This is a genomic window from Pontibacter roseus DSM 17521 (assembly GCF_000373265.1).
Taxonomy (GTDB): Bacteria; Bacteroidota; Bacteroidia; order Cytophagales; family Hymenobacteraceae; genus Pontibacter; species Pontibacter roseus.
Genome location: NZ_KB890761.1, coordinates 915,701 through 939,876, shown reverse-complemented (window position 1 = coordinate 939,876; position 24,176 = coordinate 915,701). Strand labels below are relative to the sequence as shown.

Below are 24,176 nucleotides of genomic sequence, written 5' to 3'. Positions count from 1 at the left end.
CTTGGACCGGCTTTCGTAGCGTATGGCTATACCTGCGCGCTTATTTCTGCAGAATCAAACGCTTGGTTTCCACTGTCTTGTTATTCACCAGCAGGCTGTAGAAATATACGCCGGCCGGGTAGCCGCTCATGTCCAGTATGAAATCGGACGAATGGGCCACCGGGAGCTCATGCGTCTCCATCACCTTGCCTATCGTGTTCGAAATCTTGAGTTTATAGCTTTCCGCCATACCTACCTGCGACAGCGAAACCCGGGTGATGCCACGCGATGGGTTCGGATAAGCGTTGATGGAAGGTGTGTTTCTGGCGTCCAGTGAAGCAGGCATCATGGCCAGGTAGGAGTTCACCACGAACTGCGATTGGCTGGCGTAGGCCACCTCTGTCAGGTACAGGCTTCTATTCACGGCAGCAGAGTATACCTTGGTTCTGGAGCGCGCGTTTTCGGCCCTGGCGTTTACCTCAGCACGTTTTTCAGGCATCGCCTTCCAGGCAGATGCGCCTCCAGTGCTCACCGGCACTGCGCCTGCGTCTTTGGCGCAGCCATCTGCCAGCACGGTATAGCCGGTGAGATGGGAAGCGACAAGGGCAACAGTTAAAAACAATCTAGTAAAATTTCTCATATATGGCTCTCGGCTTTATAAATCTCTGTAGAACATTTCAGGGAGTCAAAGATATAGCAAAAACTATTTAAATAAAAAACGTTGACTTAAAAATAGTTACACCAAAACAAGATGGCATAGAAAATTTTTTACACAGCCAACGCCATACGCTATACTTGCTCCGTAGCAACGGTATCAACAACTGTGCCCTTCGACAACAGCTTCAGCCTTTAACGCTCCCGTTTGTCCTGACACGGGTTATAAAGTTCACTTAAACGCTACACTTACTAAGGGTTAAAGTTGAACTTATTCTACACCTATCACTCCTGTGGTTTTATATGACCATCTAGACATGCTCCTAATCACCTAAGCTAGTGTCATCTCTACCTCAGGCTACCCCTGCACCTTAAAACCACCCTGATTACTCCTGCTATACGCGTGTCAACGCTTATGAAAAATCAAAGAATACGATTGCACTCATTTACATTGCATCAAAAATGTGCAACTACTACACCTTGACTGCGTTACAAAATCAAGAGACCAATAATTGCACTAAATCTAATAAAATAGTTTATCAACGAAACCACTATATTTTTTTCAATGCCGCTTCTGTAGCACGCACGTCAGTATGTCTGCAAGAGCAACGGTAAGTGTGGTTTTGGGAAGGAACCGATTTCACAATCCAATGCGCTGCAGATTTTGCCGCTTTACCTCAACAAAGTGCGGCGGAAACAGTTAAACAGGATATAGGGAAAGGCTTAAAAAGAACTGTGAGGCATGTATGAAAAAGCTACTCCTACTCATCATCAGCATTTGCTGGCTTAGCTCCGAGAGTATAGCCCAGGCAAACATCTACAAAGGTATCGGCACCATCGTGTTCGAGGCCGGCGCGCCATTGAGCCTCATCAAAGGCACTTCCGAGGCGGCCAATGGCGTCATAGACCTTGAGACGGGCAAATTCCGCTTCGATGTGCCTATCAACTCCTTTCAATTCCTCAACTCTCTCATGCATGAGCGCTTTAATGACAAGTACATGCAGAGCCATCGGTTCCAGCGGGCAATCTTCACAGGAGAGATAACGGACCGCAAACCAATTGCGAATGGCAAAGGCACCAAACTTACGGCGACCGGCACACTGACCATACACGGCGTATCCCAGAAGAGAACCATCATAGGAATACTGTCCCAGAAGGGCGACGTCTGGCAACTGGCATCGGATTTCATGGTAAATCTGGAGGACCACCACATACAGGCCCCCAAGCTCAGCTCTGGTTATGGCGCTCATACCATGCAGGTCGCTTTGCAGATGCCGCTGAAGCAACAAGGCAGCACGCCACAGCAACCCATCGCAGCTTCTCGGAAACTCAGCCTCAAATGACGTAGGCTATCTCCTTGAAAGCGAAGTAGCGCAGCTCGCCGTCTATCTCCACCGCCAGCCGGCCGTCTTCGTCCACTCCGGCTATCCGGCCCGCCACCTGCTTGCCATCCACCTCAAAAGCGTGTTGCTCCTGGTAGCGGTACAGCGCCTGCAGGTATTCGTACTTCAGTTTATCCACCTTCCCGCTCCGCAGCTCCAGGTAGCGTTTCTCCAGCAGCTCCAGCAACCTGGCCACCAATCTTTTAACGTCCAGCTGCGTACCTACCACGGCGGCCACCGAAGTGGCCGTACTGATTCCGAAGTGAAGCTGGTTGATGTTTAAACCAATCCCCACGATGCTGTGTTGTATAGATTGGCTATTGACTGTGTTTTCAATCAGAATCCCGCCGAGTTTCTTATCTTCAAAATACAAATCGTTTGGCCACTTTACCTGCGCCTGGGCCAGCCCCTGCTCACGCAGCAAGTCGAGCACGGCCAGCGACACAGCCATGTTGAGGTGAAACTGGTGCCTGACAGCGAGGAAAACAGGTGACAGAATTACAGAAAGCGTGATGTTTTTCCCTGGAGCGGCCTCCCACGAATTGCCCCGCTGCCCCCTGCCACGCGTTTGTTCGTCTGTGAGCACCACACAACCTTCTGTGGCTTTATTTTTGATGAGTAGCTGCTGGGCCTCTGAGTTGGTGGATTCACAAACCGGCAGAAAAAACAGCTGCTGGCCCATAAACAGCGTATTAGGCAGCATACATTAAAAGAATTTAGTACTTTTGTAAATCAAAATTAAGTAGTACAAATGAAAGAAACCAAGGCTGAGGCCAATTCAGACATATTGGCAGAGCTTGTTGTGAAGGGCATGCAGGAGAAGAAAGCTAGCGACATTGTCGTTCTTAACCTTAAATCCCTTAAAAACGCTGTATCAGACTACTTCGTAATAGCATCCGCATCATCTGACACCCAGCTTGAAGCCATCGCTAGCTCCGTCGAAGAAGAAATATACAAAGCCACCCGGCAGAACCCGTGGCAAAGTGAAGGCCGCACCAACAAAGAGTGGGTGCTGCTGGATTACGTAGATGTTGTGGTGCACGTGTTCCTGAAGGATAAGCGGGAATTTTACGCACTGGAAGAACTCTGGGGCGACGCCAACATCAAGCACATTGAATCTGTCTAACCCATTCCGGGAGCCTGAACAAAACAGCTGTCCCGTAGTTTTTCATGTACCTGAAACTAAGTATCCATGGCGGAAAAGAATAATAAAGGAAATACAAATAAGAAGAAAAAGCCGATGATTCCGGCTACGCCTCCACGGCCTACGATGCAGCTGTGGATGCTGGCTGTGCTGATTCTGCTCATCTTCGGGCTCACCTACCTGAACAAGAGCAACGCCTCTGTCGAAACGGACCAGCAGACCTTTGAAGAGATGCTGCTGAGCAATGATGTCAAGAAGCTGACCATCGTCAATGGCAAAATGGTGGAGATATACCTCAAGGACGAGGCACTGCAGAACGAAAAGTACAGCAGTGAGCTATCGAACCGAGGCTCCCTCACCATGGGCCAGGGGCCACACTACCATTTCACCATCATCACGGCCGAGTCTTTCAAAGAAGATTTAGAGAAGATACAGGCCGAGATTCCGCGTGAGCAACGCGTACCCTATACCGTTGAAACACGCACCGGCTTTGCCGACTTCTTCCTGCAGTGGGGCTTCCTCATCCTGCTCCTGTTCGGTTTCTGGTTCCTGATGCGCCGCGTGACAGCGGGTGGTGCAGGCGGCCAGATATTCAACATAGGCAAGTCGAAAGCAGCCCTGTTTGATGCAGAAAACAAAGTAAAAATCACGTTCAAAGACGTGGCTGGACTGGAAGAGGCGAAAGAGGAGATTCAGGAGATAGTTGAATTCCTGAAGAACCCAACCAAATTCACCATCCTGGGTGGCAAGATACCGAAAGGCGCTTTGCTGGTAGGCCCTCCGGGCACTGGTAAGACCTTGCTAGCCAAAGCGGTGGCCGGTGAAGCCGACGTTCCGTTCTTCTCTCTGTCAGGTTCTGACTTCGTGGAGATGTTTGTGGGTGTGGGTGCTGCACGTGTGCGCGACCTCTTCAAGCAGGCCAAAGCCAAGGCGCCTTGTATCATCTTCATTGACGAGATTGACGCGATTGGCCGCCACCGTAGCCGTGGTGCCACCCCAGGCGGAAACGATGAGCGCGAAAACACCCTGAACTCCCTATTGGTAGAGATGGACGGTTTCGCGACTGACTCAGGCGTTATCATCCTAGCTGCCACCAACCGTCCGGACACCCTGGACTCAGCCCTGCTGCGTCCAGGTCGTTTTGACCGTCAGATAAGCATTGACAAGCCAGACATCAACGGCCGTACCGAGATTTTTGATGTGCACCTGAAGCCACTCACATTGGCACCGGATGTGGACGCCCGTAAGCTGGCAGCCCAGACGCCTGGTTTTGCCGGCGCCGAGATTGCCAACGTGTGTAACGAAGCAGCCCTTATCGCGGCCCGCCGCAACAAAAAGGCAGTGGACCAACAGGACTTCAACGATGCCATTGACCGTGTGATTGGTGGTTTGGAGAAGAAGAACAAAATCATCTCTCCGGAAGAGAAGAAGATTGTAGCATACCACGAAGCCGGTCACGCTATAGCAGGCTGGTTTCTGGAGCATGCAGACCCCTTGGTGAAGGTAAGTATTGTTCCGCGTGGCGTGGCTGCGTTGGGCTATGCGCAGTACCTGCCTAAGGAGCAGTTCCTTTACACAACAGAGCAGCTGATTGATGAGATGTGCATGGCGCTGGGCGGACGTGCCGCTGAGGAGCTTGTGTTCGGTAAGATATCGACAGGTGCCCTTAGTGACTTAGAGCGTATTACTAAGATGGCCTACAGCATTGTGACGATGTATGGCATGAACGCGAAAATCGGCAATGTGTCTTTCTACGATTCCAAGCAGACGGACATGGCCTTCAACAAGCCTTACTCTGAGGCGACTGCGGAAACCATCGACAACGAGGTGCGCGGCATCATCGAGTCGGCCTATGTGCGAACCAAGCAGCTGTTGATGGACAAACGCCATGAGTTGGAAATTGTAGCGCAGGAGCTGCTGCAGAAGGAAATCCTGTTCCAGAGCGACTTGGAGCGATTAGTAGGCAAGCGTCCCTTCGATGCCCTTACAACCTACCAGGCACACACAGCCGGTACAGACCGTAGCAAAACCAAGAGCGAAGTAGAAAAGGAGAAGCACCCGATTGAGGTAGGACAGACGGAGCACCCGGAGCAGAACGGACAGGGCCAGGTGCCTGGAACACCGCTGCAGAACGATGTTCCTTCCGAAACAAACGATTCTATTAACTCCAGAACAGCTTGATAACACAGGCATGTACGAAGCAAAATCGAAAGAAATTGTATTGAGAAGAGTAAGAGAGGCGCTGGCTAAGTCGGCGCCTTTTCTGCCTCCTACCCCTGACTTCAGTTCGCGTCTGCACCAAGAGCCTTCCGAAGACCAGTCCATTGAGTTTGCGCAGGCCTTCATCAGGAACAGTGGTCTGTTTGTGTACTGCGAAAATGAGGAGGATTTCTTTGACCAGCTTTACGCCCTGAAGAGGGAGCAGAATATACAGCACCTTCATGTGTGGGAGCCCAACGTGCAACGCATCCTGCACCATGCAGGTATAGAATTTACGAGCACCGAGGAAGATTTTTTGCAAAAGGCACAGGCCAGCCTGACTACTTGCGAAGCGCTCATCACCCGCACCGGCAGCATACTGGTGAGTTCGGCTAACGCCGGCGGCAGAAGGCTGAGCATTTACCCGGAGACACACATGGTAGTTGCCAAGGCCAGCCAGTTGGTACCCGACATCAAAGATGGGTTGCAGCACATCCGCAACAAGTACCAGGACAACTTCCCGTCCATGGTATCGCTCGTAAGCGGCCCGAGCCGCACCGCCGATATCGAAAAAACATTGGTAATGGGCGCACATGGCCCGAAACAGCTTGTACTCTTCCTGATAGATGACCTTCCGCATTGACAGGCTGGAGCCTGGTAAGAAAGTATATTTTGCGTCTGATTTCCACCTGGGGGTGCCTGATGCTGCAAGCAGCCGGGCCCGGGAGAAGAAGATAGTGCGCTGGCTGGATACGGTGCAGCATGACGCGGCGGCCATTCTGCTGCTCGGCGATATATTTGACTTCTGGTTTGAGTACCGCCATGCCATACCCAAAGGCTTTATCCGGCTACAGGGCAAACTGGCAGAGCTGACGGACGCAGGTATACCTGTGCTTTTCTTCACCGGTAACCACGACATGTGGATGTTCGACTATTTCCCGGAGGAACTCAACATCCCGATTATCCGTGAGCCTATCTCGACGCAGTTCGGGGAAAAGGCGTTCTATATTGGGCATGGCGACGGCCTTGGCCCCGGCGACCATACCTACAAAGTGCTCAAGCAAGTGTTCAATAACAAGGCCTGTCAGTGGATGTTTGGCTGGCTGCACCCCAACGCAGGTATAGGCATTGCCAACATGTGGTCGCGCAGGAGCCGCATCAGCAACACGAAGGATGACGAGAAGTTCTTCGGGGAAGAGGAATGGCTGGTGCAGTACTGCAAGGAAGTGGAAACAAAGCAACACCACGATTACTATGTGTTCGGGCACCGCCACCTGCCGCTCGACATGAACATAGGCGACAGCAGCCGCTACATCAACCTGGGAGAATGGGTCAATTTTTGCTCTTACGCAGTCTATGATGGCACAGACCTTACGCTGCATTACTTTGAAAACTAGCCTATACCTGGGCATGCTCTGCCTGCTCATGGCGCTGCTGGCTATACATGCCTCGGCACAACAGCAGGACACGGCACAGGTCACGCTGGTTTTCAGCCATCGCCTGCCCATCTCCTCTCCCACCACCATCTCCCTGGACCGGAACGGAAACGCCTATCTGCTGGACCCAAAACAGAACCTCTTCAAGCTGGACCAGTACGGGCAGCCGGCTCTCTCTTACTCTCCTCCCAGCAGGGGGCGCATAACAACCGTCGAAGCCTGGAACCCGATGAAGCTGTTGCTGTTTTATGAGGACAGGCAGGAGTTGGTGTTGCTGGACCGTTTCCTAAGTTCCATCGCCGTTTCCCGTCTCTCCGATTTCAACTATACCGGCAATATACGCGCTGCCACCCTTACTCCGGATGAAAGCTTTTGGCTCTTCAATGAATCAGACTTCACGCTGAGCAAAATGGACTCGCGCTACCAGAAGCCTGTGGTGGAAACACCTCTGGACCTCATCCTGGATAAGGCACGGTTCGACGTGCGCTTTGTGCGGGAATACCAAAACATGGTATACCTGCTGGACTACAACGGCGGCGTGTACGTGTTCGACAACCTAGGCAACTACAAAAAGAAGCTTCCCTTCACCGGGATTTCATACATCGGTTTCAGCGGCAACGAGCTCTACTTTGTGAAAGACAACCAGCTGCACTTCTTTGACCTGTACCAACTGCAGGAGCGTATCGTGGAGCTTCCGTCAGGCAAGGTTTACGTCTCGGCGCTTGCCAGCTCAGATTTGCTCTACCTCTTCACAAAGGACGAGGCGGAGGTATACCGCTGGAGCAGATAGTTACTCGCTCTCAGTAAAGAACTTCAGCCCCACGACACCGGCCACAATCATCAGCAAGCAGACAGTGCGCATCAGGTCTTTGGCTCGTTGAGCAGGAACATGCCCATAATGGCTGTGCCGGCCGCTCCTATACCTGTCCAGATGGCGTAGGCCGTTTCCAGAGGCAGGGTCTTCATGCCCTGCGCCAGCAGCACGAAACTCAGTATCATAACGATGACCGTCACAATGCTCACTCCTACTTTGGTAAAGCCTTCGCTTACTTCAATCCGAACGCCCAGCCTATCTCGCAAATCCCGGCCAGTATCAGGTAAAACCACGCAGTGTTCATACTTTCTCAAAATTGATGGAATGTTTACAGGAACAGACTTCCCGGTAGTTGCCCTACAAAGTCTGTCTCAGGTATACGCGGCGCTAATCTGGATGATTTCGCTTCGGACGGCGCTCTAACTTCCATCTAGACCAACGGGAGGAGCATCTCATACTGTCCCAGCAGGTAAGAGAAGTTGCGCCGCCGCAGAAACTCCAGCAGGCGTGTGCAGGTAGCGTCTACATTGACCACCAGCAAGGCAGGCGCCTCTGTTCGCTTCACCACTTCCCGCAGCAGCGCGGTGGCTATACCTTGGCTGCGATACCCCGCCTGAACGGCGAGTTGCGCCACAGAACCGGTTTTGGGGAAGAATGCCACATATCCGATTAGTTGCTTGTCTGCATCGCATGCTTCCAGTACCAGCTTCTCGTTTGGGTTCAGCCGGAACGCCTGACTAGTGTTCTGCCAACTGGGCTGTACGTCGAAGAACTGAGCATAAGTCTGCCATTGCGGTTTAGGGGCTCCCGCTACGGTAACAGCGTCCACTTCTCCATCCGGGCATGTCAGGTCCTGCTTTGGCGCCCTAAAACACTCCAAAGAGCGCGTGGTACGGAAACCGATACGTTGGTACACCTTGAGGGCGGCCTCGTTCTGCCGGATTACTTCCAACAGGCACTGCTCTATGCCGCTCTCCCTGAGCTTGGGCAGCAGGGCTTCATACATCCGCTCCGTCAGGCGCTGCCCTCGGTGCTCCGGCAACACCCCGGTTCCTGCATTGTAGGCAGTTGGCTTCCCCAGCCACTCACCCAGGCCCGTCATAATGAACCCGACCAACCGGTTTCCCTGGTAGGCCCCTACACAGAACGACAACTGCACTCCCTCCCGCTTTATTTTTACATCGAACTCCTTTCTGCTGAGTTTGATAGGCACCACATAGTCGGCAAACGCTCCCATGAAAGCATCATACAAATCAGGTATGTCATGCTCCTTCAAAAAAGAGAAAGTATAGGTGGACTCCATGGCTCCAACTGGCAAAGTTTTTCAGGTCATACGGTTGGCGGCCGCATCAGGTGGTTTTGCCCTTTGCAATAACCAACAATTTCCTGTTACCGTTATACCTAGATACCGTTGCCGGCACTACAGCTAGCACGGAACTTGCGAACCTAAACAAAATGAGACTATGAAAGCAGCAGTATTCCACAAACCAAAGGACATTCAAGTAGAAACCATTGACGATTCCAAAATAGAGGATGCCCGAGATTGCATTCTGCGCGTCACCTCCACCGCCATCTGCGGCTCCGATCTGCACATCTACAACGGCATGGTGCCCCAGGCAAGGGACATGGTGATGGGACATGAGTTCATGGGCATTGTAGAGGAAGTGGGCCAGGGAGTTACGAACCTCAAGAAGGGAGACCGCGTGGTGGTGCCCTTCCCTATCTCCTGCGGCACCTGCCACTTCTGCAACATGCAGCTGCCCACACATTGTGAAAACTCGAACCCCGACCACTACGGCCCTGAAGGTGAGATTGTGATGGCGAAGGGAGCCGGAGCCGGCATCTTCGGCTATACCGACATCTACGGCGGCTACAACGGCGGGCAGGCGGAGTACGTGCGGGTGCCTTACGCAGACTATGGCCCGCGAAAAATTCCGGACAACCTGACCGATGAGCAGGCGCTCTTCCTCACCGACATCTTCCCGACAGGCTGGGCCGCAATAGATTGGGCCGAACTGAAAGGCGGCGAGACAGTAGCCGTGTGGGGCTGCGGTCCTGTGGGCATCATGGCCATGAAATCGGCTTGGCTGAACGGGGCCAAGCGCGTGATAGGTATAGACATACACCCCTACCGCCTGGAGATGGCACACAAATCCGCCAACGCGGAGGTCATCAACGCCTCGGTTGTGGATGCCGTGCAACTGATTCGGGACATGACCGGCGGCTATGGCGCTGATGTATGCGTAGATGCCGTAGGTATGGAGGCGGACCGCACTACCTTGGAAAAAGCGATGAACGTCATTCAGATGGAGAAAGGCTCCATGAAGGTGCTGGAGAAATGTCTGGATTCCGTGCGACGCGGCGGCACGGTGTCAGTGGTGGGGGTATACGGCTCGCCTTACAACAACTTCCCGCTCTACAAGTGGTTTGACAAGGGCATCAAGCTTCGCGGTGGACAGGCCTGGGTGCACAACTACCTCGACCACCTCATCTCGTTAGTGCGGGACGGCAAAGTGGTGTTGGACGACATCATCACCCATACCGTGCCGCTAAGCGAGGCATCCCGTATGTACGACATCTTCAACAAGAAAGAAGACAACTGTTTGAAAGTGGTGCTGAAGCCATAGGCTGACGCTTTGGTATCAGGAGCATCGGGAGCAAGGTATACATACCTTGCTCCCGATTTTTTTATGAAATGGCTATATCACTCTGGAACCTCTTCCTATACCTCCACAGGACCAATGCCGCTATGCCCGCGCCCGCCACAGTAATGACTGCCTTTGTGGCGACTTCCAGTTCGCGCAGGTTGTATACCAGCGCCAGCAAGGCGATAGTAGCCAGTAGCCACCACAGTGGGTAGAGCCGCACCAGTGCCAACCGCTTATACTCCTTGAGCAGGTAACCAGAGTAGCCCATGTACATCAAAGCGGCAAATGTGGTATAGGCGGCCATCTCAAACCCATAGAGTGGCACCAGTATAAGGTTGAGCACAATGTTGCCTATACCTGCCACCGCAGATATCTGCCACAGCTTGTTCGTGTGTTCGTGGTAAGTCAACAGGTTGACCACCGCTAGGTACATCGGCCGGAAGTTATACCCCATCAGGATGATAATCGCCAACGGATAGGCCTGTTGCAACTCTTCGTTTCGGATGAGCAAGGAGAATATTTCTTTCATCCAGAGGCATCCCACAAACGTAGCCGCAAAGAAGAGCAGTTGCAGCGAATAGGTGATGGAACGCACCTGCAACGCAGCCGCTTTGCTTTTTTCCTGGGCATACAGCTTCATGTAAAAGGGCTGGGCAGCACTCACCACTGCCCAACTGGCTGACATGAAGTATATCCCGAAGCTAGACGCGACATTATACAGACCAATGCGCTTAATGGGGACGCCCACCACGTCCAGCACCAGTCGGTCCGAGGTATCGAGTAGGAAGTAGGAAAAATGATGCGGCACCACTGGCAGCGACACCCGGAGCGAATGCCAGATGCGGTGCCACTTGAACCGGAAAATGGGCCAGAGCTTCTGTTGCACCACCACACAAAGGCTAAATGCAAACCCTACAGCCGAAGCCACAAAGGCCGCATAGAACCAGCCCATGTACCCCATGCGCAGGAAGGCGATGAAGTAGATATTGAGCCCCACGTGTACCCCGCCCACCATAAAGGAACGCAAGGCGATGGGCAATGGCCGCTGTGAAAGTTGGCAGTAATGCCCACTCATGAAGTCTGTCATGGTGAACAGCACGAACGGCAGCGCATTGAGCAAAGCGATGGGCAACCGGTTTTCATGCGCTTCGGTGGGCACCACCAGGTAGAACACCATTGTGGTCATCAAGCCAAAGACTACGGACCAGGCTGTAAGGAAACCGTACAGTTGCCGCCATACCCACTGGTAGCGGGATGGGTGCCGTACAAAGCTATTATTCAGCACTGTGGAGAACCCGAGCGCCTGCAGGAAGACGAATGCGGCATAATAGGCCGACACCACACCTGCCACCCCGTAGTCAACGGGCGTCAGGTACTGCGTGATGAGCGGAAGAGCAAGCACTCCTGCCAGGCGAGGCGCCTGGGCAGAAAGCCCGTAGATGGCAGCATGTGACAGGAGTTTCCGAAGCATCACCTAAAATTAGGCATAATCCCTTCACAGCCTTGCCTGTGCAGGGGCATTTTAAGAATTACCTGCTGTCTTAGAAGCAAAACCTCGCGTATAAGCACTATTTTTCAGGCTTCGCTGTTAGACCACTCGGGCACATTTGCCCGCATCTAGAGCGAAAGCTCAAAAAATTAGTATATTTGTTAATTCAGACAATAAGAAAACAAGAAGCTTCATAGCTATATAGGAGATATAACACCGTGGGATGTAGTTCATGTTCTAGTGGCGGATGCAGCACCGGCGAAAAACCGGGTGGCTGCAAAAGCAACGGCGGCTGTAGCACCGGAGGCTGCAACCGTTTAAACGTGTTCGACTGGCTCAGCGATATGGAAATACCAACCGCGTTTGAGGAGTTCGACATCGTAGAAGTAAGATTCAAGGGAGGGCGCAAAGACTTCTTCCGCAATATAAACAGAGTGGAGTTGACCACCGGCGACCCGGTGGTGGTGGATGTGCCCAATGGGCATCACATCGGTTTCGTGTCCCTGAAGGGGGAACTCGTGCGCCTGCAAATGCTCAAGAAAAAGGTGGACAACAACGAGGAGATTCGCACCATCTACCGCATTGCCAATGAGCGCGACATGGAGAAACTGCGCGACGTGCAGGAGCAGGAAGCCGCCACCATGTACCGTTCGCGTGAAATCATTCAGCAGACCGGGCTCAAGATGAAGCTCTCGGACGTGGAGTACCAGGCCGACCGCTCCAAGGCAACCTTCTACTACTCCGCCGATGACCGCGTCGACTTCCGTGACCTGATTAAGAAACTGGCCGAGGAGTTCAAGGTGCGCATTGAGATGCGCCAGATAAGCCTGCGCCACGAGGCTGGCCGTTTAGGAGGTATAGGCTCCTGCGGCCGTGAGTTGTGCTGCTCTACCTGGCTCACCGACTTCAAGAGCGTGTCCACCACGGCGGCGCGCTACCAGAACCTGTCGCTCAACCCGAGCAAGCTTTCCGGTCAGTGTGGCCGTTTGAAGTGCTGCCTCAACTATGAGTTGGAGACGTACATGGAGGCCCTCAAAGACATACCTACCGTGTCTCGCCCGCTGCAGACCAAGATGGGCGACGCCCTGTTGCAGAAGACCGACATCTTCAAGAAGATGATGTGGTTCGGGTATAAGGGTGACAACAACTGGTATCCCGTGCCGGTGGAGCGCGTGCAGGAGATTCTGAAAATGAACAGCCAAGGAGTTGTGCCGGAGACGCTGGTGGAAGAGCCTGTGAATGAGCCGAAGCAGAACGAGTTTGTGGCACAGGTAGAGGGCAGTCTGGAGCGACTTGACGACAAGTTCAAGAGCAAGAAAAAGAAGAAAAAGAAGAAGAAACCAGTAGAAGGTATAGCCCCTGAGGGCAGGCAGGCAACTGCTCCCCCACGTGAACGTGAACGTGAACGCGAGCGTGAGCCAAGGCCAAACACTCCGAAAGCCGCCGTACCCGCTGAAGGTATAGCAACCGAACACGGGCAAAAGGCCAAGAAGCCGCGCCCATTCAAAAACAAGCCGGGCAGAGAGGGCAACCGGGAAGGACGTGAAAACAGAGAGGGCAGGCCAAGACGGGAGGGCGATGCCAACCGACCGCCTCGTGCTGAAGCGCGGCCTGACGGGCAACCCGACAATGGAGCGCAGCAGCCCAACAAGCAGAGGTCGCGCAGGCCGTTCAGAGGTCCTAAACCTAACCAGCCTAAACCGCCGCGTACCGATGCATAGACTTTATGTTTACCTGGGTGCAGTCCTGCTTCTCGTGTTGAGTGCCTGTGACCCAAGCCGGGTATATGAACAGAATGTGGAGTTGCCGGAGAACAACTGGACGGTGGAGAACGCCCCTGTCTTTGAGTTCGCCATTGAGGATACTACCAAGCGGTACAATGTGTACTTCAATGTGCGCTATTCTCTGGCATACGACTACTACAACCTATACCTGCGCCACCAGTTGGTTGGCCCCGACAGCGCGGCCATTTCATCCAAGCTGCACGAGTTGCACCTGATGGATGCCAAGACCGGAAAGCCCTCGGGCAAAGGATCCAGTGACACCTACGACCTACAGGCGCTGGCACTGAAGGAGGTGCGTTTCGAGCGGCCCGGTAATTACCAGTTGCGTCTCACACAGTACATGCGCCGCGACCCGCTCCCCAACATCATGTCGGTGGGCGTGCGGGTAGAGGAAGTCACAGAGTAGCATACATATCCACAAAAAAGCGGGGCAGGCCACTGAGTCTGCCCCGCTTTTTTATGCGCCTACCTTTGGCCTTGTTTACTCTGCCGTTACTATTTAGCACCAAACGAAGAAACGTATCGGCTCAACAACAAAATCAGGGGTTAGAAAGTATGTGGAGTATCCTGCTGTTCCACATTAGTTTATACCACCGGCTATATGAAGCTCACCCTCGAGGTTGCAGGCCTTGTCCTGACTCTCTTTTCATTTCTACCCCTCATCAAATCGCCGCTCTGGTGGATTAGAGTTCTCGATTTCCCTAAGCTCCATGTAGCGCTCATGCTAGCCGCCACGCTTGTCGCTTACATCGTCCTGTATGGTGTATCGGGTGGGCGGGACATGCTGATGGTAGGGGTATGGGTATTAGCTATTCTGAATCAGATACGCTTTGTATACAACTTCACGCCACTGGCACCCAGAGAAGCGCTCCGCACAGAGGAAAAAGTGCCTGCCAATGCCTTCAGCCTGATGATTGCCAACGTGCGCATGACTAACAAGAAATATGACAAGTTTCTGAAGCTTGTACTACGGCAGGACCCCGATTTTCTGCTCATCAACGAACCCGACAAAGCTTGGGACGATGCGCTGAGCCCTGAGTTGGACGAACGCTTCCCTTATAGCATCAAGAAGCCTCTGGAAAACACCTATGGCATGATACTGTACAGCAAGTTCAAGCTACTCAACAGTGAGGTGCGCTTCATGGTCGAGGAGGATATCCCGTCTTTCTACACCGCGGTGGAGTTGCCCTCTGGCTTGCTGTTTGATTTATACACGGTGCACCCACAGCCCCCTCGTTTGCTCAAGAACACGGAGACGCGGGAGGCGGAGTTACTCATCGCAGCGAAGCACGCCAAAAAATCGCCGCATCCGGCTATTGTGGCTGGTGATTTGAACGACGTGGCCTGGTCTGACACGACAAAGCTTTTCAAGCAAATCAGTGGCCTGATAGACCCACGGGTTGGCCGTGGATTCTACAACACCTACAACGCCTTTATCCCGCTGTTTCGCTACCCCCTCGACCACGTTTTCTATGACACCGCTTTCCGGTTAGTCAGCATGAAGCGGCTGCCTAAGTTCGGGTCAGACCATTTCCCAATCGTCATCACCTTGAACTACGAGCCGAAGCATCAGGAAGAGCAACCGCAACTGGAAGCTGACCATGAAGACCACCAGGAGGCGAATGAGTTGATACAGGAAGGCTTGGAGAAAGGCGAGGAACGCAGCGAAGAGAAGAACGGCAAATAAAAAACCCGCTCAGCAAGCTGAGCGGGTCAAAATAGATGAATGCCCTGCCTAAAGGGCTATATCAATTTCTAACTTAGATTTTCTCTACGTTAATTGCATTCAATCCTTTTTTGCCTTCTTTCAATTCGAAAGAAACACGGTCATTTTCGCGAATCTCGTGGATAAGGCCAGTCTGATGAACGAAGATGTCTTGGTTTGTATCGTCAGCGACAATGAATCCGAAGCCTTTAGATACGTTGTAGAATTTTACTTTACCTGTTTTCATGATAATGAATTTATAATAATGAAACAAAGGTAAAAAATTAGTTCAGATTAATTGCCATAATCAAAAAAATATTAGAGGCGCAACTTAGCGTTCACACCCTCTGAAATCGCGGCATTTCTTAGACCGAATGCCAGGTATGCTCAGCCTGTTTCTGCTACTCCTATACGCTGCTACCTTCTGCACTCAGGCAAGCGGTTGAACACGGAGGTGCGGCAGCTATCCTGGGTGCTGATTCGGCTTTTTCCTGAGCGGACACTGCAGCGCTCCCAATAACCCTCTCTCACAAGGTTCGTATAGCTAAAACGTTCTGTTACACTATAAAACAGGTATAGTCACTAAATCCTGTTGAGGACAGAAACCTGAATCCGGATTACGTTTCATACTACTGTAGTATGATTGAAACCAAAATTCAGGACAGTGCAGTGAGTACTATTTTCCATTTACCATAACTATAAACTGAGGAGATCAGAACTATGAAAGACAACGAAAAAAATCAATCATCCAATCAGTCCAGCAACACGTCGGGTAGCTCATCATCCGGCTCATCAGGACTGAGCAGCTCAGGCATGGGCAGCACGTCAGGCCAGAGCGGTTCATCAGGATCAGGCAGCATGGGTTTATCAGGTAGCATGGGTTCATCCTCCTCTTCCGATTCCGATTCAATGACATCTTCTAAGAGCGGCAGCAAAACATCTGGCACCGACTCAAAGTCATCTTCAACCAGAGCAAAGTCCGGCACCAAGAGCACAGGCAAAACATCTGACTCTAAATCCGGCAAGTCATCCTCTTCCTCCTCTTCCAACAAGAGCGGCAGCAAGAGTGGTAGCCAGGATTCCGGAAACTATGGCTCTATGAGCAGCTCACAAGACAGCGACCAGGGCTCCAGCAGACAGAGTGGCTCACAGCAGGGCAACCAGAACTATGGCAGCCAGAGCGGAAGCCAAGACTATGGTAGCCAGGGCAGCGGCCAGAGTGGCTATGGCTCACAGGGCGGATACGGCTATGGCTCTCAGAACAGCAACTACGGTGGCCAGAGCGGCTACGGATATCAGGGCGACTACGGTTCATCATCACAAGGTGGTGGCATGCAGCGCGGCTACGGCGACAGCACTGGCTACAGCAACCAGAGTGGCCAGGGCGGCTACGGCAGTTCTTCGTCCCAAGGCGGTGGCTATGGTTCCTCCTCTCAGGGAGGTTACGGCTCGTCACAAGGAGGCTATAACTATGGCAACCAAGGCGGCATGGAAGGCAACCGCACCCGCTATCAGGACCAGGACTACGGTACTTCCAGAGGCGGCATGCAGGGCGGCTACCAGGATAGAGAAGGCGACAATATGGGTGGCCAAAGCTTCGGCGGCTCCCAAGGTTCGTTCGGTATGCAGGGAAGCTCTTCTAACCAAGGCGGCTACGGCAGCTATGACAGCGGCCGCGGTGGCTACGAGCAAGGTGGCGGCTACAGCAGCAGCGGCATGGGCTCCAGAGGCGGCTCCAGTTCATCACAGGGTAACTATGGTGGCCAGGGTGGCTACGGCAGTTCTTCATCCCAAGGCGGTTACGGTGGCTCCTCACAAGGCAACTACGGTGGCCAGGGCATGGGAGGCCAGGGAGGTTATCAGCAGAGCTACGGCCAGGGTGACTACGGCCAGCGCGGCGGACAGGGCGGCAGCTATGGTTCGCAGGGCGGCTATGGTTCAGGCAGAGGCAGCCAGGGTGGTAGCAGCTACGGCTCATCACAAGGCGGCTACGGTTCACAGAGTGGTTACAACCAAGGCGGCTACGGCGGAAGCCAGAGCGGCCAGCAAGGCTATGGCTCCAGCACGACAGGTTCCGGTTCTTCCAGAACAGGTATGCAGGGTGGCTACGGCGATAGCGACCGTTACGGCTCCATGGGTTATGGTTCATCCAGAGGCATGAGCGAGTACGACAACGACAACTACGGTTCATCCAGAGGCTACGACTCCCAGAGCTCCATGCAAGGTGGCTACGGCTCCCAAGGCGGCTACGGCTCAAGAGGCGGCTCTTACAACGATGAGTACAGAAGCGGCAACCAAGGCGGTTCGTCCCAAGGCGGCTACGGCCAGAGTGGCTACGGCGGAGGCTATGGTTCCGGCCAGAGCAGCTACGGTGGCGGCTCCTCCTCTCAAGGAAGTGGCTATGGTAGCTCTTCACAGGGCGGCGGCTACGGCTCAGGCCAAGGTGGCTATAGCTCTTCAGGTAGAGGCGGCATGAGCAGCGGAGGCTACGGCCAGAGCGGTTACAGAGAAGGTGGCTATGGCCAGGGCGGCCGTGGCGGTGACCAGAGCCGATACGGTTCCATGGACAGCAGCACCTCTTACTACAGCGACAACCAGGGTTCCTCCTCGCGCGAGAATTACCGAAGCGGGTCTGGCAACCAGGGTTCATCGCAGCGTGGTGGCAACCAGTCTGATTCTGACCGCGACAGCAGCCAGTATGAGAGCCGACGCAGTGACCGTTATCGTAACATTGACTAAGTAAATCATACCTAAAAAGAGAGAGCCTCCCTTGAAACAAGGGAGGCTCTCTCTTTTTAATTTATACCTGCATCAGAAGCACTCTTTGTGGTCCCGAACGAATTGCCGGAAAGAATGGGGAGCACGACCCGTAACCTCCTGCACCGTATTGGTGACGCCGGATGACTTGCCAGCTTTCTGGACAGCGTATAGCTCCAGCAGCGCATTCACGAGCTGCTCCGGCATGTGCTGCGACAGCATGCCTTGCTGTACGGCGTCCTCGGGGACATCCACAAACGAGATTTCTCTTCCGGTCTCTTCGCTCAGGATGGCGGCTAACTCCGCATGCGACAGCGCCGCCGGACCGGTCAGTTCGTATACCTGGCTGTCGTGTCCATCATTTGTCAAGGCCTCCACCGCAACGGCTGCAATGTCACGGGTGTCGATGAAGCTGACTTTGCCATCGCCCATCGGCATGTAGAACTTCCCTTCTTTCTGGATTGTCTCGGCGTTGTAGTTCACCAGGTTCTGCATGAAACTTGCCGGACGCAGGAAGGTATAGGGTATGCCGCTTTCCTCAATGTATTTCTCTATATCGCGGTGCCACCGGCCCAGCTGTATACCTGGCTCTGCTCCGGCTCCAAGCGCTGATAGTTTTACGATGTGCTTCACCTCCTTTTTCCTCGCTTCATCCACCAGGTTTCTGGCCATCTCCTGTTGGTCCTCAGTCATGGGCGTGATGAGCATGAGGCGGTCGACGTGCGTGAAAGCGGCGTGAAGCGATTCGGGTTTTCTGAAGTCTATCTCTACTATCTCCACCCCCGGCAGGCGCTTCAGGTTTTCGCCCGTGATGACGGAGTGTACGCCCGCCCGCACGTGCCTGTCCTGCAAGGAGAGTTGCTTTATAATTTCGCGGCCAACAGTGCCTGTGGCGCCTGTGACCAGTATGGTTTCTTTCATGGTTCTGTCTCTTATGCGGTTGATTGGTTTTACGGCACCAGCGCGTCTGCTGTCATGGTAGCCTTCAGTTAACTATAACTGCAAACCGCATTATTTGGTTGAAGCGATGGCTCTGGCGACTACTTTTTCGGCTCCAGGCTGACCAGGTATAGCTTGCCGTTCTCGTTGCTGATGAGGAGTTGAGTGGCCGACAGGTATAGGATGGCCTCCGCCTGACCCGTGCGCGCTAGCGGCAGGCAATAGCGTTTCCCGGTGAAGGAAACGTAGGGCGTGTTGGGTTGGAACAGGTATAACCGACCATAGCCCAGCAGCGCGTAGGCACTTCCGTCTGGTGCGCCGTCGGCAGCCGTGATAGGCGTTTTCACCCGGAGTTCTTCTTGCGGTGCCAAGGTATAATCTCCCATACGGGCGGGTAAGGTATAGCGCCGGGTGATACCCTTGCGCCCGCGGCTCTTGGTGAACAGGTGCAGACTATCAGAGCGGAAGAAGAAGCCCTCCAGGTCGAAGTGGCGTTCCTGCCCCGATGGCGGAAAAGCGGTCTGGTCACCGAAACGAAACGTGATGATTGCCTGTGGAGTCATGGCATCCTGTCTTACCTGGAACACCCGCAGGTCGCGGCGGCTGTTGGCGTTGTTGCCGAAGTCCCCGATGTACAGGTTACCCCCATCGTCCTGGGCGATATCTTCCCAGTCTCGGTTGGGCAGTGGCAGCGGTACCGTTTTCAGCAACTCCCCTCTCCGGTTAAACAGGTATAGCTCTGGGTCAGAGCCACTGTCAGGGTGTGTCCAAAAGGTGCTGTCGGAGGCGCGGGCCAGGCCGGAGCTTTCCTTTATGCGCGTGTCCAGCCGCCCGATGCGCTGCACCTGCACCGTATAGTCTTTGCGGAGCCGCTCAAAGTCACTGGTGCGCCTGTCAGCGCCACAGCCACACACGGCCGTCTGCAGGTATACATACAGGGTGAACAGCTTGATGAGCATCTATGGTTGTTGAATTGCTGAATGGTTACTTGTTATTCGCTGATTGTTGTGCATGCACAATTCTGATAGGCCGATACCTGACTTCCCATTCTTTAATTTCTAAACTCCCCAACCCTCAAACTCCTCAACTCCTCCACTACTTTTTCTTTGTCGGACCAGTACTGCCGGCTGTACACCCGCCGGAAAGGCCAGTGGCGCTGCTGTAACAGCTGTGGCACATCGGCGTGGGAGTGGCGAACAGAGAGGTGGCTGTAGTAGAGGTCATCGTCGGTGAGGATGACGCTCTTGTATTGGCCTTCTTCCAAAACAGTGAGGTCTGCGAAGGGCACTGCTGGCTGCAGGTGCGGCACTTCCTGCACCAGGCGTTCTTTCAGCAGGGGCACCTGCGTCGGCATGAGTACTTGTTTCGGCTTGTATTCAAAGTAACGGCGGCTCACCTGCTGGGCGTAGTGGAGGTATTCGCGGAGCAGCTTCGGTCCGGTGTGCAGCGTGTTCTCCACCAGCAGTTGCTCGGCCCGAATGCTGCTCACTACCACCACCTGCTGCTTGGCCCGCGTGATGGCCACGTTGAGTCGGTTCTCCCCTCCCGCCTGGTTCAGGCTTCCGAACTGCATGGCCATCTTTCCTTTCGTATCCGGCGCGTAGCCAATGGACAAGATGATGACTTCCTTCTCATCGCCCTGCATGTTCTCGATGTTCTTGACCAGCACACTGGCTGGCAGCGCTGTCCCCTGCTCCTGCGCACGCTCCTCGAGCAGGTCCTGCACGAGCATCTGCTGGTTGTAGTTGAAGGTGATGACGCCCACCTCCTCCTGCCCTGCCTGCAGTTTCTGAAGTACCAGTTCCACTACTTTCTCCGCCTCCAGCTGGTTGGTGTTATCCTGCCAGAGCCCTTGCACCTTCACAAACTGGATGGCCGGCTGGCGGGCGTTGGCGTCGTGCAATTCAGGTATAAGCTCTAAGCGCTGGCGGTAAAAGTAGCGGTTGGAGAAGTCTATCAACTCCGGGTAGCGGCTGCGGTAGTGCTGCGTGAGCATGGTCTGCGGCAGGTATAGCCCACAGAGCTGCAGCAGCGACTCCGCCGTCAGTTCCTCTACCTCCTCATCGCCGTTGCCGCTCCAGCGGGCGCGGTATAAATCCGATGGCCGAAGCTGCTGCTCATCGCCGGCCACCACCACCTGCTTGCCGCGTAGCATAGCGGGTATACCGGATTCGGCAAAACACTGTGAGGCCTCATCGAAAATCACCAAATCAAAGCAGCGCTCCAGCGGCAGCACCGCCGATACGGTTTCGGGAGAGGCCAGCCAGCAGGGCGCCAGGTTCAGCACCTCTTCCTGGAAAAGGGAGAACAGCTTCCGGATGGGGTACAGGCTGCGCTTTTTGCTCACCTGCGCATGCAGCCGGCGGTAGGTGACGGCGTTGCCCAAGCGGTTGTACTCCATGTGCTGATAAGTCTGCTCCCGCAAGCGCGAGAGGACTATCTCCTGGCTCAGCTGCTGCTTCTGCCGCAGCAGTTGCTGCAGTTCCGTCTCCACCCGCTCCAATTCGCCGCTGTCGGGCATGCGCAGTTCTGGGTGCAGGGCCTCCAGTTCGTGCAGCCAGGCCAGGTACAGGCTGTTCAGGAACAACGCCTCCCCTTCCGCTACGGAGGCAATGCCTTCGTGCAGGAGCAGTCGCGCCACCTCCTGCTCAGCAGTTGAGAAGGAGGCGCGCAAGGTGTCATGTGCCACCATCGGCTCGAAGTGTTGCCGAAGTCCCTCCAGCAGCTTGGGTCCATGTTCATGATTCTGTATGAGCTGCTCTGTCTGATACTGCGGTAGCCATTTCTCCCAAGCGCTATACCTTATAGCGAGTGTCTGCACGGCCTCTACCAGTGCGGTTAGGTGTTCAGTCAGTTTCGATTCTTGGTGGAGTTTCTCGTGAAACACCTGCTCGCGGTGCAGTTGCTTCAGCAGCTTGTGCGCTGCCAGCGCCTGCTCCACTACCTCCAGTTTCTGCAGCATGGGTGTCGGGTTGTCCTCTATGCGCAAGGTATAGCGGATGCTGCTGTTGATGGCCTTGATGAGCCCAACTGCTTGTTCCCGCAGTTGCAGGCGCCGCTGTAGCTCGCCTACGCCCGCTTCCGTCAGTTCTAATCTGTATTTGCCCAGCGCCTCCTTCAGCACTTTTTTGTCCTGTGAGAAATACCAGCTGATGCCCTTGAAGAAGTCGCCGCGTTGCTGCTCAAAGGCGGTGATAGCGGCCTTCACCAAGGTGAGTTGCTCCACAGGTATGGCGGCGTCTGGGGCCGGGCACACCAGGTATAGCTCCTTGAGCTGCCGCACCTGCTGCTTCAGTTCTGTCGCTTTGGCCTGCTTGCGCAGCAGGGGTTGCAGCAGCTCCTGCACGCTTTCCCCTTCCAGCAGTTGCTGCAGCTCGGTTATGGTCGACAGAGCGGTGGTGTGTTTGGCTGCGTCAGGGAGTGTGAAGGCATAGCCGCTGAGTTCGCTGATACGTTGCTGGAGCTCGTTGTATTGCTGGGGCAATTCGTTGATGACTTGCTCGAGTTCCTGCCGCTGCGGCCAGCCAAAGCCCTTCATGCTGTGCCGTTCTCTCCACACGAAATCCTGGTGCTCCAACACGATGGCCTGCTGCAGGTATGCGCGCAGTCGGGGCAAGAAGTCGGTTACGGTGCCGGCGGTAAAATTCTTGAAGCCGGAGGTAAGCGGAACGTGTGGCTGCTGCAGACTGCTGCGCAGGTATAGCTCCTTAGGAGACCAGCCGCAGCGGCTGCTGTCAAAGAGGGCGCTGCGGAAGTTCTCCAGCTTTTGCAGGCAGACGTTGATGCCGCGGCTCACTTCCAGAAACGTGCGGTCGGTGTAGATGCTGTTGAGGGCCAGGTTCTGTTTCTTGTACTCGTCTACCTGGTCTATCTGTAGCAGCAGTTGTTGGTAGATGCTCTTGCGGTCGGCGTTGATATCGTGCACGAGGGCTGCGAAAGCGCCCACCCCTTTGGAAGAAAGGCGCTGGTGCACCACGTCCAGCGCGGCGCGCTTCTGGCTCACCACCAGCACCCGCTTGCCCCGTGCGGTGAAGTCCGACACCAGGTTGCAGATGAGCTGCGATTTGCCCGTTCCCGGAGGACCTTGCACCACCAGCGACTTGCCCTGCTTCACCTGCTGCAGCGCTGCCTCCTGCGAGGCATCCATGTCGAAGGCGGTGAAGGTATGCTGCGCCTGCACGGCCTGGGTTATACCTGTGTCGGGTGCTGAAAACAGTTCTTCCATCTCCTGCAGTCCCCCCCGCTCCAGCAGTGCATCGTAGTCGGCGAGCAGATAGGAGGCCGCCTGCGGGTAGATGCCCAACACTGCCTCTTGTTCCAGGTATAGCTGGCCGGGTTTCAGCTCTGCTTCGTACTCGGCTTTCTTGTAATCGCGGAAGGGTTTGAGTTTGTCGGTGAAGAACTCGCGGCCGGCGTGCACGCCCAGTTGCTGCTCTTTCAGCAGCTCGTATACCTGCGTGCGGAACTCCACTGGGTGCGTGGGCAGCGTGCTCAAGTCGAGTTCCAATAGCGGCTCAGCCAAGGGTGTGCCCGTGTAGTGCGCGTAGGCCAGCACGAAACTTTGGTTGAACTGCGGCGGCTGCGACTCATCTGGCACCAGTTCCCACTCCTGCGCCGCGCTCACCTGCAGCCTGACCGGGAAGAACAGCAAAGGGCAACGCACCGCCGTGCCGTCCGAGAACTTGCCGTGCACGAAGGGCCATCCTAGGTATAGCTCGTGGCTTCCGCGCTCCTCAAATACCATCTCTGCCTTTCGCTTGATGTAGCGCAGCCGCCGGCTCACTGGCGCCACAGGGGCATAGCGGCTATCGGCATAGGGTGCCAGCATGGCCTTCTTGCCAGCTATGAGTTTCTCGACTACCAAGAAGGCAGGCTTGTTGTTCAGGAAATCCAGCTCCTCCACGTCCAGGTGCAGCTCCCGCGACAGGCGCAGCAGCAGCAAAGCCCTGTTGCTGGAACTCAGGTTGAGAAGCCTGTGCCGGTAGGTGGTGAGTATGGATTTCATGGATGATGTATGGTTCCTAAACGGTAATCGTGTCAGGAAAGTCTATAGCAGAAAGCAAGTTAGCAGGATTTAAACTCTTTTGGTAGAGGAGATGGAGCCGTTAGCCGGATTTACGGGCTAGCGGGCCATCTCCAGAGGCTATGCTGCGTACAGTATAGGTACTTCCTAAGTACAATTTGGTTTCTCCGCAAGCCGTGGTTTGGCCGAGTTGGAACCAAGTAAGGACTGTGATTTGAATTGA

At 54.4% G+C, this 24,176-nt stretch carries 21 protein-coding genes; 11 read left to right on the top strand and 10 right to left on the bottom strand.

What is annotated here, in order from left to right; translation table 11 throughout:
• Positions 1-40: 40 nt before the first annotated feature.
• On the bottom strand, positions 41-619 hold the full coding sequence (locus B051_RS0104455; protein ID WP_071594845.1) for a T9SS type A sorting domain-containing protein: 579 nt from the start codon (positions 617-619) through the stop codon (positions 41-43).
• Positions 620-1,379: 760 nt separating this feature from the next.
• Here B051_RS0104455 and B051_RS21910 point away from each other — a divergent pair.
• The gene (locus B051_RS21910) at positions 1,380-1,976 is read left to right on the top strand and encodes a YceI family protein (RefSeq protein WP_018476978.1); all 597 of its coding nucleotides are present in this window, start codon (positions 1,380-1,382) and stop codon (positions 1,974-1,976) included.
• On the opposite strand, the gene B051_RS0104445 is transcribed toward B051_RS21910, so the two are convergent.
• Positions 1,969-2,718 carry a biotin--[acetyl-CoA-carboxylase] ligase gene (locus B051_RS0104445; protein WP_018476977.1) on the bottom strand — a complete coding sequence of 250 codons (750 nt, stop codon included), beginning with the start codon at positions 2,716-2,718 and terminating at the stop codon, positions 1,969-1,971. The genes B051_RS21910 and B051_RS0104445 overlap by 8 nt on opposite strands.
• Positions 2,719-2,766: 48 nt before the next feature.
• On the opposite strand from B051_RS0104445, the gene rsfS reads away from it, so the two are divergent.
• The 5 genes from rsfS (at position 2,767) to B051_RS0104420 (ending at position 7,584) form a co-directional block, all read left to right on the top strand.
• The gene (gene rsfS, locus B051_RS0104440; protein ID WP_018476976.1) at positions 2,767-3,141 is read left to right on the top strand and encodes a ribosome silencing factor; all 375 of its coding nucleotides are present in this window, start codon (positions 2,767-2,769) and stop codon (positions 3,139-3,141) included.
• A 66-nt stretch (positions 3,142-3,207) separates the two neighbouring features.
• Entirely contained in the window at positions 3,208-5,340 is a 2,133-nt protein-coding gene (gene ftsH, locus B051_RS0104435; RefSeq protein ID WP_018476975.1) for an ATP-dependent zinc metalloprotease FtsH, read from the top strand.
• 40 nt (positions 5,341-5,380) lie between these two features.
• Entirely contained in the window at positions 5,381-6,001 is a 621-nt protein-coding gene (locus B051_RS0104430; RefSeq protein WP_245539575.1) for a LutC/YkgG family protein, read from the top strand.
• Positions 5,985-6,755, top strand: coding sequence for a UDP-2,3-diacylglucosamine diphosphatase (locus tag B051_RS0104425; protein WP_018476973.1), 771 nt, complete (start codon positions 5,985-5,987; stop codon positions 6,753-6,755). The genes B051_RS0104430 and B051_RS0104425 overlap by 17 nt, the downstream gene beginning before the upstream one ends.
• A complete protein-coding gene (locus B051_RS0104420; protein WP_026236187.1) occupies positions 6,745-7,584 on the top strand; it encodes a hypothetical protein in 840 nt (279 codons plus the stop codon). The genes B051_RS0104425 and B051_RS0104420 overlap by 11 nt, the downstream gene beginning before the upstream one ends.
• A 71-nt stretch (positions 7,585-7,655) precedes the next feature.
• Here the strand turns inward: B051_RS0104420 and B051_RS21800 are convergent, their stop codons facing one another.
• Together B051_RS21800 and B051_RS0104410 are read right to left on the bottom strand one after the other, a co-directional pair.
• Positions 7,656-7,922 (bottom strand): DMT family transporter, encoded by a 267-nt coding sequence (locus B051_RS21800; protein ID WP_281163448.1) that lies wholly within the window; start codon positions 7,920-7,922, stop codon positions 7,656-7,658.
• 116 nt (positions 7,923-8,038) lie between these two features.
• The gene (locus B051_RS0104410; RefSeq protein WP_245539574.1) at positions 8,039-8,926 is read right to left on the bottom strand and encodes a GNAT family N-acetyltransferase; all 888 of its coding nucleotides are present in this window, start codon (positions 8,924-8,926) and stop codon (positions 8,039-8,041) included.
• 145 nt (positions 8,927-9,071) lie between these two features.
• Between B051_RS0104410 and B051_RS0104405 the strand changes: the two genes are divergently transcribed.
• Complete coding sequence (locus B051_RS0104405; RefSeq protein WP_018476969.1) at positions 9,072-10,235, top strand: zinc-dependent alcohol dehydrogenase; 1,164 nt, start codon at positions 9,072-9,074, stop codon at positions 10,233-10,235.
• A gap of 61 nt (positions 10,236-10,296) precedes the next feature.
• Here B051_RS0104405 and B051_RS0104400 read toward each other — a convergent pair whose 3' ends face one another.
• The gene (locus tag B051_RS0104400) at positions 10,297-11,727 is read right to left on the bottom strand and encodes a lipopolysaccharide biosynthesis protein (RefSeq protein WP_018476968.1); all 1,431 of its coding nucleotides are present in this window, start codon (positions 11,725-11,727) and stop codon (positions 10,297-10,299) included.
• Positions 11,728-12,089: 362 nt separating this feature from the next.
• Here B051_RS0104400 and B051_RS0104395 point away from each other — a divergent pair, with 362 nt between their 5' ends.
• From B051_RS0104395 to B051_RS0104385, 3 genes are all read left to right on the top strand, one after another.
• On the top strand, positions 12,090-13,466 hold the full coding sequence (locus B051_RS0104395; RefSeq protein WP_033316716.1) for a PSP1 domain-containing protein: 1,377 nt from the start codon (positions 12,090-12,092) through the stop codon (positions 13,464-13,466).
• Positions 13,459-13,935 (top strand): gliding motility lipoprotein GldH, encoded by a 477-nt coding sequence (locus tag B051_RS0104390; protein ID WP_018476966.1) that lies wholly within the window; start codon positions 13,459-13,461, stop codon positions 13,933-13,935. Before B051_RS0104395 ends, B051_RS0104390 begins: the two co-directional genes overlap by 8 nt.
• 195 nt (positions 13,936-14,130) lie before the next feature.
• The gene (locus B051_RS0104385) at positions 14,131-15,216 is read left to right on the top strand and encodes an endonuclease/exonuclease/phosphatase family protein (RefSeq protein WP_033316644.1); all 1,086 of its coding nucleotides are present in this window, start codon (positions 14,131-14,133) and stop codon (positions 15,214-15,216) included.
• A gap of 73 nt (positions 15,217-15,289) precedes the next feature.
• Here the strand turns inward: B051_RS0104385 and B051_RS0104380 are convergent, their stop codons facing one another.
• Both B051_RS0104380 and B051_RS22925 read right to left on the bottom strand, forming a co-directional pair.
• On the bottom strand, positions 15,290-15,481 hold the full coding sequence (locus tag B051_RS0104380) for a cold-shock protein (RefSeq protein WP_026236186.1): 192 nt from the start codon (positions 15,479-15,481) through the stop codon (positions 15,290-15,292).
• A gap of 505 nt (positions 15,482-15,986) precedes the next feature.
• Positions 15,987-16,112: a hypothetical protein gene (locus tag B051_RS22925; RefSeq protein WP_281163447.1), complete on the bottom strand. Its 126-nt coding sequence runs from the start codon at positions 16,110-16,112 to the stop codon at positions 15,987-15,989.
• A gap of 31 nt (positions 16,113-16,143) precedes the next feature.
• On the opposite strand from B051_RS22925, the gene B051_RS0104370 reads away from it, so the two are divergent.
• Positions 16,144-17,973 carry a hypothetical protein gene (locus B051_RS0104370; protein WP_211214315.1) on the top strand — a complete coding sequence of 610 codons (1,830 nt, stop codon included), beginning with the start codon at positions 16,144-16,146 and terminating at the stop codon, positions 17,971-17,973.
• 72 nt (positions 17,974-18,045) lie between these two features.
• Here B051_RS0104370 and B051_RS0104365 read toward each other — a convergent pair whose 3' ends face one another.
• The 3 genes from B051_RS0104365 to B051_RS20825 all read right to left on the bottom strand — a co-directional run bounded on the left by B051_RS0104365 (position 18,046) and on the right by B051_RS20825 (position 23,935).
• Positions 18,046-18,912, bottom strand: coding sequence for an SDR family oxidoreductase (locus B051_RS0104365; RefSeq protein ID WP_018476961.1), 867 nt, complete (start codon positions 18,910-18,912; stop codon positions 18,046-18,048).
• Positions 18,913-19,031: 119 nt separating this feature from the next.
• Entirely contained in the window at positions 19,032-19,889 is an 858-nt protein-coding gene (locus tag B051_RS0104360; RefSeq protein WP_018476960.1) for an NHL repeat-containing protein, read from the bottom strand.
• A 92-nt stretch (positions 19,890-19,981) separates the two neighbouring features.
• Positions 19,982-23,935 (bottom strand): AAA domain-containing protein, encoded by a 3,954-nt coding sequence (locus B051_RS20825; RefSeq protein ID WP_018476959.1) that lies wholly within the window; start codon positions 23,933-23,935, stop codon positions 19,982-19,984.
• Positions 23,936-24,176: the final 241 nt, after the last annotated feature.

Bases quoted from the DNA above. Each gene is read 5' to 3' on its own strand.
- B051_RS0104455 (WP_071594845.1), bottom strand. From the start codon at position 619: ATGAGAAATTTTACTAGATTGTTTTTAACTGTTGCCCTTGTCGCTTCC.
- B051_RS21910 (WP_018476978.1), top strand. From the start codon at position 1,380: ATGAAAAAGCTACTCCTACTCATCATCAGCATTTGCTGGCTTAGCTCC.
- B051_RS0104445 (WP_018476977.1), bottom strand. From the start codon at position 2,718: ATGCTGCCTAATACGCTGTTTATGGGCCAGCAGCTGTTTTTTCTGCCG.
- rsfS (WP_018476976.1), top strand. From the start codon at position 2,767: ATGAAAGAAACCAAGGCTGAGGCCAATTCAGACATATTGGCAGAGCTT.
- ftsH (WP_018476975.1), top strand. From the start codon at position 3,208: ATGGCGGAAAAGAATAATAAAGGAAATACAAATAAGAAGAAAAAGCCG.
- B051_RS0104425 (WP_018476973.1), top strand. From the start codon at position 5,985: ATGACCTTCCGCATTGACAGGCTGGAGCCTGGTAAGAAAGTATATTTT.
- B051_RS0104405 (WP_018476969.1), top strand. From the start codon at position 9,072: ATGAAAGCAGCAGTATTCCACAAACCAAAGGACATTCAAGTAGAAACC.
- B051_RS0104400 (WP_018476968.1), bottom strand. From the start codon at position 11,727: ATGCTTCGGAAACTCCTGTCACATGCTGCCATCTACGGGCTTTCTGCC.
- B051_RS0104395 (WP_033316716.1), top strand. From the start codon at position 12,090: ATGGAAATACCAACCGCGTTTGAGGAGTTCGACATCGTAGAAGTAAGA.
- B051_RS0104390 (WP_018476966.1), top strand. From the start codon at position 13,459: ATGCATAGACTTTATGTTTACCTGGGTGCAGTCCTGCTTCTCGTGTTG.
- B051_RS0104385 (WP_033316644.1), top strand. From the start codon at position 14,131: ATGAAGCTCACCCTCGAGGTTGCAGGCCTTGTCCTGACTCTCTTTTCA.
- B051_RS0104380 (WP_026236186.1), bottom strand. From the start codon at position 15,481: ATGAAAACAGGTAAAGTAAAATTCTACAACGTATCTAAAGGCTTCGGA.
- B051_RS22925 (WP_281163447.1), bottom strand. From the start codon at position 16,112: ATGCTACCTGATAAACCCATGCTGCCTGATCCTGATGAACCGCTCTGG.
- B051_RS0104370 (WP_211214315.1), top strand. From the start codon at position 16,144: ATGACATCTTCTAAGAGCGGCAGCAAAACATCTGGCACCGACTCAAAG.
- B051_RS0104365 (WP_018476961.1), bottom strand. From the start codon at position 18,912: ATGAAAGAAACCATACTGGTCACAGGCGCCACAGGCACTGTTGGCCGC.
- B051_RS0104360 (WP_018476960.1), bottom strand. From the start codon at position 19,889: ATGCTCATCAAGCTGTTCACCCTGTATGTATACCTGCAGACGGCCGTG.
- B051_RS20825 (WP_018476959.1), bottom strand. From the start codon at position 23,935: ATGAAATCCATACTCACCACCTACCGGCACAGGCTTCTCAACCTGAGT.